This is a genomic window from Arsenicicoccus sp. UBA2120 (assembly GCF_002330965.1).
In the GTDB taxonomy this organism is placed as follows: Bacteria; Actinomycetota; Actinomycetes; order Actinomycetales; family Dermatophilaceae; genus Arsenicicoccus; species Arsenicicoccus bolidensis.
The window spans coordinates 1-6,663 of record NZ_DCYC01000061.1 but is presented as its reverse complement, the minus strand read 5'-3'; the positions used below and the strand labels follow the sequence as shown (position 1 = coordinate 6,663).

The following is a 6,663-nucleotide window of genomic DNA, read 5'->3' as shown; positions in this document are numbered from 1 at the left end:
CTCGTATGCCGGAAGGCCCCGACCCCACGAGGGGCCGGGGCCTTCCGGCATACGAGCTGGACGGGACGCCTGCGCGGACCCGGCAGGGTCAGGACTCCGGGATGCCGCGACGGGCGGCGGGGTCCAGGACGCCCCAGCCGACGAGCTCGTCGGCCAGCTGGCCGGGGGAGGTGTCGTAGATGACGGCGAGGGTGCGCAGGTCCTCCTGGCGGATGGACAGGACCTTGCCGTTGTAGTCGCCGCGCTGGGACTGGATGGTCGCGGCGTAGCGGGCGAGGGGGCCGGCGCGCTCGGCGGACACCTGGGACAGCGCCTCGAGGTCGATGATCAGCTTGGCCGGGGCCTCGGTGGCGGGCGCCACCTCCGAGTCGGGCATGAGGGCCGAGACGGGCACGCCGTAGAAGTCGGCGAGCTCGGAGAGTCGCTGCACGGTCACGGCGCGGTCCCCACGCTCGTAGGAACCCACCACGACGGCCTTCCAGCGACCCTGGGAGCGCTCCTCGACCGCGTGCAGGGAAAGGCCCTGCTGGGTGCGGATGGAACGCAGCCGGGACCCGAGGGCCTTCGCGTAGTCGCTGGCCATGACTGACTCCGATCACGTAACTGTCTGTAACAGTGGAATGGTTACTCACTGTGATCCTTGCGGCAAGCGCAACCGCCGAAAGCCCACCAATATTCATCCGTATGGGCACATCTTTGACGCTGAGCGAGTGAATGGACGGTCTGAGTAGTCGTTGAGGTCGGTGGGTGTCCGCCCGATTGGCCCCGTCCTGTTCCGATTGTGACCGTCCGCGAGGGTTCGGGCGGTTGGGGCGCTGGTGACGGGGCACCGGACGCGGGTCACGACCACCCGCCCGGGCCCGCTAGGATCGTGCCGATCGACATCCTTTAACGACGTCCAGCGAGGCGAGAAGGAGGTCAGACGCGATGACGCCTGCCCCAGACCACACCCCCCAGTCATCCGGCGACGACGGCACCGATGCCCGGATCGTCATGAGCGACAACGAGATCGCCCGGGCCTTGCGACGCATGGCCCACGAGGTGCTCGAGCGCAACAAGGGAGCGGAGGGCCTCGTCGTCCTCGGTATCCCCACCCGAGGAGTCCCGCTCGCCCGCCGCCTGGCCACGACCATGGCCGAGGTCGAGGGCACGGACGTCCCCGTGGGCGCGATCGACATCACGATGTATCGAGACGACCTGCGGCGCAAGCCGATCCGCCCCGCGGAGAAGCTCGACATCCCCTCCGTCGGCATCGACGACAAGATCGTCGTCCTCGTCGACGACGTGCTCTACTCCGGCCGCACCGTCCGCGCCGCGCTCGACGCGCTGGCCGACCTGGGCCGCCCCCGGGCCGTCCGGCTCGCCGTCCTCGTGGACCGCGGCCACCGTGAGCTGCCCGTCCGCGCCGACCACGTCGGCAAGAATCTCCCCACCTCGTCCACCGAGCGGGTCTCGGTGCTGCTCGCCGAGCGTGACGGCACCGACGAGGTCCGCATCTCCGGAGGGAACCGGTGAACAAGCACCTCCTGTCCATCAACGACCTGACCCGCGAGGACATCACCCAGATCCTCGACACCGCCGTGCAGATGCACGAGGTGCAGCACCGCGACATCAAGAAGCTCCCCACGCTGCGCGGCCGCACCGTCGTCAACTTCTTCTTCGAGGACTCGACCCGCACGCGCGGGTCCTTCGAGCTCGCCGAGAAGTGGCTGTCCGCCGACTCGCTCAACATGGCGGGCAAGGGGTCCTCCCTGTCCAAGGGCGAGTCCCTGCGCGACACGGTGATGAACCTCCAGGCCATGGGCGTGGACGGCTTCGTCATCCGCCACATGGCCTCCGGGGCGCAGCAGCAGATCGCGAGCTGGGTCTCCGGCGTGGTCATCAACGCCGGCGACGGCACGCACGAGCACCCTACCCAGGCCCTGCTCGACGCCTACACCATGCGGCGCGAGCTGGGGGACCTCGACGGCCGTCACGTGGTCATCTGCGGCGACCTGCGCCACAGCCGGGTCTTCCGCTCCAACGTGCTGTGCCTGGCCAAGCTCGGCGCCACGGTCACCGTCGTGGCGCCGCCCACGCTGATGCCGGACGGCATCCGCACCTGGGCCGAGCGCGACGGGTTCACCTGGTCCTACGACTTCGACGCCGAGATCCCCCAGGCCGACGTCGTCATGATGCTGCGCGTGCAGAAGGAGCGGATGAGCGGCGGTTTCTTCCCCACGCCGCGCGAGTACATCGCGGGCTTCGGCCTCACGCCGCGCAGGCTCGAGCTCATGCGCGACGACGCGCTCATCTGCCACCCCGGCCCGATGAACCGCGGCCTGGAGATCTCCTCCGACGCCGCCGACGGCGCCCGGTCGGTGATCCTCGACCAGGTCTCCGGCGGCGTCGCCGTCCGCATGTCCGTGCTCTACCACCTGCTCGCCGGCGAAGGAGAGACCGCCTGATGTCCACCACCTTGATCACCGGCGCCAGCCTGCTCGGGGAGCGCACCGCCGACGTCCTCGTCGTCGACGGCGTCGTCCGCGAGATCGGCTCCGCCGCAAGCATGTCCGTGAGCGCGGGCGCGGTCGACGAGACCATCGACGCGGACGGCCTGGTCGCCCTGCCCGGCCTCGTCGACCTGCACACGCACCTGCGCGAGCCGGGCCGCGAGGACGCCGAGACGATCCGCACCGGGTCCGCGGCCGCCGCGGTGGGCGGCTACTCGGCGGTCTTCGCGATGGCCAACACCCAGCCCGTCACCGACACCCCCGAGAAGGCCGAGGAGATCTGGCGACGCGGGCGCGAGGCGGGTCTGGTCGACGTCATGCCCGTCGGCTCCGTCACCAAGGGGCTCGCGGGCGAGGAGCTGTCCGAGATCGGCCTCATGGCGCGCTCCAGGGCCCGGGTGCGGGTGTTCTCCGACGACGGGCGCTGCGTGCATGACAGCCAGCTGATGCGCCGCGCGCTGGAGTACGTCACGGCCTTCGACGGCGTGATCTCCCAGCACTCCCAGGACCCCAGGCTCGCCGACGGCACCGCCTGCTGCCACGAGGGCGAGCTGTCCGGCCGGCTGGGGCTGCCCGGGTGGCCCGACGCCGCCGAGGAGGTCGTCGTCGCCCGCGACGTCATGCTGGCCAAGCAGACCGGCGGCCGGGTGCACGTCGCCCACGTCTCGACGCCGGGCTCCCTCGAGGTCATCCGCTGGGCGAAGTCCAAGGGGGTGCAGGTCACCGCGGAGGTCACCCCGCACCACCTGGTGCTCACCACCGACCTCCTGCAGGACTACGACACCGTCTACAAGGTCAACCCGCCCCTGCGCCCGAGCGAGTATGCCGAGGAGCTCCGCGCGGCCCTGGCCGACGGCACCATCGACGTCGTCGCCACCGACCACGCGCCCCACGTCGTCCACGACAAGGAGCACGCGTTCGCGGACGCGGCGTTCGGCATGCTCGGGCTCGAGACCGCGCTCGCCGTCGTCAGCGACGTGATGGTGCAGAGCGGGCGGATGTCCTGGGCCGACGTGGCCCGGGTCATGTCCACGCGCCCCGCCGAGATCGCCCGCCTCGAGGGTCACGGCAGGCCGATCGCCGAGGGTGAGCCCGCCAACCTCGTGCTCGTCGACCCCACGCGGTCTCTGACCGTGGACCGCGCTGCGAGCGCCTCGCTGTCGCGCAACAATCCGTGGCACGGGCGGACCCTCACCGGTGCCGTCCGCGCGACGATGCTGCGTGGGCGCATTACCGTCCGCGACGGCCGGCTCGCGTGACCCCCGTCCTCACACCTGAGCGGAGCATGTCGTGACCCTGCGCCTCGAACGCCAACCGGCCCTGCTGATCCTCGAGGACGGACGGACCTTCGCGGGTCGTTCCTACGGAGCCGTCGGCAGCACCGTCGGCGAGGCGGTCTTCTCCACCGGCATGACCGGCTACCAGGAGACCCTGACCGACCCCTCCTACCACCGTCAGGTGGTCGTCATGACCGCCCCGCACGTCGGCAACACCGGCGTCAACGGCGAGGACGACGAGTCGCACCGCATCTGGGTGTCCGGCTTCGTCGTACGGGACCCCGCGCTGCGCCCGAGCAGCTGGCGCAGCACGGCCTCGCTGGAGGGCGAGCTGGAGCGCCAGGGCGTCGTCGGGATCTGCGAGATCGACACCCGCGCCCTCACGCGCCACCTGCGCGAGCGCGGCTCGATGAAGGTCGGCATCTTCTCCGGCGACGTGGCCGACACCCCCGTGGAGCGGCTGATCGACCGGGTCGTCTCCCAGCCCGCGATGGCCGGCTCGGCCCTGGCCGCCGAGGTCAGCGCCGACGAGCCGTACGTCGTGCGCCCCGAGGGCGAGCCACGCTACCGCGTGGCAGCGCTCGACCTCGGTATCAAGGGCATGACGCCGCAGCGCATGGCGGAGCGCGGCCTCGAGGTGCACGTCCTGCCGGCGACCTCGACGTTCTCCGACATACAGGCCCTCTCCCCGGACGCGGTGTTCATGTCCAACGGCCCGGGAGACCCGGCCGCGGCCGAGCACGAGGTGGGGGTGCTGCGCGAGGTCCTGGGCGCCCGCATCCCCTTCTTCGGCATCTGCTTCGGCAACCAGATCCTCGGGCGGGCCCTCGGCCTCGGCACCTACAAGCTCAAGTACGGCCACCGCGGGATCAACCAGCCGGTGATGGACCTGTCGACCCGCAAGGTCGAGATCACCGCGCAGAACCACGGGTTCGCCGTCGACGCGCCGATCGGCGAGGACGTCGACACCCCTTTCGGGCGGGCGCGGGTGAGCCACGTCGGCCTCAACGACCAGGTGGTCGAGGGACTCGAGTGCCTCGACGTGCCGGCCTTCTCCGTGCAGTACCACCCCGAGGCGGCGGCGGGCCCGCACGACGCCGCCTACCTGTTCGACCGCTTCATCGACCTGATCGGCGCCGCCCAGCCTGAGGAGAACGCCCGCTGATGCCCCGCAACCCCGATATCACGAGCGTCCTGGTCATCGGCTCCGGGCCGATCGTCATCGGCCAGGCCTGCGAGTTCGACTACTCCGGCACCCAGGCCTGCCGCGTGCTGCGCGAGGAGGGGATCCGGGTCGTCCTGGTCAACTCCAACCCGGCCACGATCATGACCGACCCGGAGTTCGCCGACGCGACGTACGTCGAGCCCATCACCCCCGAGGTGGTGGAGGCGATCATCGCCAAGGAGCGCCCCGACGCGGTCCTGGCCACCCTCGGCGGCCAGACCGCCCTCAACTGCGCCATGGCGCTGCACGAGGCGGGCGTCCTCGAGCGCTACGACTGCCCGCTCATCGGCGCCAACGTCGAGGCGATCCAGCTGGGGGAGGACCGCGAGCGCTTCAAGGGCGTCGTCGAGCGCTGCGGCGCCGAGTCCGCACGATCGATCGTCTGCCACTCCATGGACGAGTGCCTCGACGCCGCAGGCGATCTCGGCTACCCGCTCGTCGTCCGGCCGTCGTTCACCATGGGCGGTCTCGGCTCCGGCTTCGCCTACGACGAGGCCGGCCTGCGGCGCATCGCCGGCGCCGGGCTGTTCGCCTCGCCGACCACCGAGGTGCTGCTCGAGGAGTCCATCCTCGGGTGGAAGGAGTACGAGCTCGAGGTGATGCGCGACCACGCCGACAACGTGGTGGTCGTCTGCTCCATCGAGAACCTCGACCCGATGGGCGTGCACACCGGCGACTCCATCACCGTGGCACCGGCCCTGACGCTGACCGACCGGGAGTACCAGAACCTGCGCGACATCGGCATCGCCGTCATCCGCGAGGTCGGCGTGGACACCGGCGGTTGCAACATCCAGTTCGCGGTCAACCCCGAGGACGGCCGGATCATCGTCATCGAGATGAACCCGCGCGTCTCCCGCTCGTCGGCCCTGGCCTCCAAGGCCACGGGGTTCCCGATCGCCAAGATCGCGGCCAAGATGGCCATCGGCTACACCCTCGACGAGGTGCCCAACGACATCACCCGCGAGACCCCGGCGTCGTTCGAGCCGACCCTGGACTACGTCGTCGTCAAGGTGCCGCGGTTCGCGTTCGAGAAGTTCCCGGCCGCCGACCCGACGCTCACGACCACGATGAAGTCCGTCGGCGAGGCCATGGCGATCGGCCGCAACTTCACCGAGGCGCTGCAGAAGGCCCTGCGCTCGCTGGAGAAGAAGGACGCGGCCTTCCACTGGCGCGGCGAGCGTCCCGGCCGCGACCAGGGCGCGCAGTGGCTGGAGCAGGCCAAGGTCCCGACGGACGGCCGGATCCTGCTGGTGCAGCAGGCGCTCCGGGCCGGCATGACGGTCGAGGAGGTGCACGAGGCGACCCGCATCGACCCGTGGTTCCTGGACCAGATCGAGCTGCTCAACGAGGTCGCCCGCACGATCAAGGGCTCCGAGACCCTCACGCCCGCGCAGCTGCGGCTGGCCAAGCGCCACGGCTTCTCCGACGCGCAGGTCTCGCAGCTGACCGGCATGGCCGAGCCGGTGGTGCGCGGGGTGCGGCACGCCCTGGGCGTGCGCCCGGTGTTCAAGACGGTCGACACGTGCGCCGCCGAGTTCGCCGCCCAGACGCCCTACTACTACTCGTCGTACGACGAGGAGACCGAGGTGCTGCCGCGCGAGAAGCCGGCCGTCCTCATCCTCGGCAGCGGCCCCAACCGCATCGGCCAGGGCGTCGAGTTCGACTACTC

At 70.8% G+C, this 6,663-nt stretch carries 6 protein-coding genes; 5 read left to right on the top strand and 1 reads right to left on the bottom strand.

Annotated elements, in window-relative coordinates; all coding sequences use genetic code 11:
* Positions 1–88: 88 nt before the first annotated feature.
* Positions 89–583 (bottom strand): transcriptional regulator, encoded by a 495-nt coding sequence (locus B2P18_RS08855; protein WP_019286124.1) that lies wholly within the window; start codon positions 581–583, stop codon positions 89–91.
* A 344-nt stretch (positions 584–927) separates the two neighbouring features.
* Here B2P18_RS08855 and pyrR point away from each other — a divergent pair, with 344 nt between their 5' ends.
* The 5 genes from pyrR to carB all read left to right on the top strand — a co-directional run.
* Positions 928–1,515 carry a bifunctional pyr operon transcriptional regulator/uracil phosphoribosyltransferase PyrR gene (gene pyrR / locus B2P18_RS08850; protein WP_029210440.1) on the top strand — a complete coding sequence of 196 codons (588 nt, stop codon included), beginning with the start codon at positions 928–930 and terminating at the stop codon, positions 1,513–1,515.
* Entirely contained in the window at positions 1,512–2,447 is a 936-nt protein-coding gene (locus tag B2P18_RS08845) for an aspartate carbamoyltransferase catalytic subunit (protein ID WP_019286121.1), read from the top strand. The genes pyrR and B2P18_RS08845 overlap by 4 nt, the downstream gene beginning before the upstream one ends.
* Positions 2,447–3,751, top strand: coding sequence for a dihydroorotase (locus tag B2P18_RS08840; RefSeq protein ID WP_286958149.1), 1,305 nt, complete (start codon positions 2,447–2,449; stop codon positions 3,749–3,751). The genes B2P18_RS08845 and B2P18_RS08840 overlap by 1 nt, the downstream gene beginning before the upstream one ends.
* Positions 3,752–3,782: 31 nt before the next feature.
* Complete coding sequence (gene carA / locus B2P18_RS08835; protein WP_376783667.1) at positions 3,783–4,934, top strand: glutamine-hydrolyzing carbamoyl-phosphate synthase small subunit; 1,152 nt, start codon at positions 3,783–3,785, stop codon at positions 4,932–4,934.
* Positions 4,934–6,663 (top strand): carbamoyl-phosphate synthase large subunit (gene carB, locus B2P18_RS08830; RefSeq protein ID WP_286958148.1); only part of this gene is annotated, 1,730 nt, incomplete at its 3' end. The genes carA and carB, both read left to right, overlap by 1 nt.

Coding starts and splice junctions, on each gene's coding strand:
- B2P18_RS08855 (WP_019286124.1), bottom strand. CDS start 583: ATGGCCAGCGACTACGCGAAGGCCCTCGGGTCCCGGCTGCGTTCCATC.
- pyrR (WP_029210440.1), top strand. CDS start 928: ATGACGCCTGCCCCAGACCACACCCCCCAGTCATCCGGCGACGACGGC.
- B2P18_RS08840 (WP_286958149.1), top strand. CDS start 2,447: ATGTCCACCACCTTGATCACCGGCGCCAGCCTGCTCGGGGAGCGCACC.